Annotated in this window: 1 protein-coding gene and 1 pseudogene; both read right to left on the reverse strand. The window is 38.4% G+C overall.

Going from position 1 to position 453, the window contains the following annotated elements:
* A partial coding sequence (locus UYI_RS33960; RefSeq protein ID WP_035139157.1) for a response regulator occupies positions 1 to 165 on the reverse strand: 165 nt, incomplete at its 3' end.
* Positions 166 to 223: 58 nt separating this feature from the next.
* A pseudogene (locus UYI_RS33965) lies at positions 224 to 453 on the reverse strand (hypothetical protein); the annotation flags it as partial.

Genomic DNA, 453 nt, shown 5'->3' on the forward strand with positions numbered 1-453 from the left:
GGGCAACATTAAATCTAATAAAATTAAATCATAATTACCTGCTTGGGCGTATTCCCAACCTTCAATTCCATCACCAGCAATATCAACAGCATGATGTTGATGTTTTAAATCTTCAGCTAAGGGTTTAGCGATGCGATCGTCATCTTCAACTATTAAAATTCTCATATTTATATACTATTTATTTTGTATTTAACAAAAAATAGTTTCTATCTGCTTAAACGCATCACTCAATTGGGTAACGCACTTTTTTCTCCTTTCGTACAGAAAAGAATAGGACAACCGCCAGTAGGATAAAGGCGATCGCTGAAGCATAGTCCCTTGGCAGTGATAAACCTCCATCTTTGATTGGTTTGGTAAGAAAATCTCCGAAGGTGGCTCCGAAGGGTCGCGTGAAGATGAACGCAAGCCAGAATAGGAGGACATCACTCAACTTAGTTATGTAGTGAAGGGCAA

Source organism: Fischerella muscicola PCC 7414, assembly GCF_000317205.1.
Taxonomy (GTDB): domain Bacteria; phylum Cyanobacteriota; class Cyanobacteriia; order Cyanobacteriales; family Nostocaceae; genus Fischerella; species Fischerella muscicola.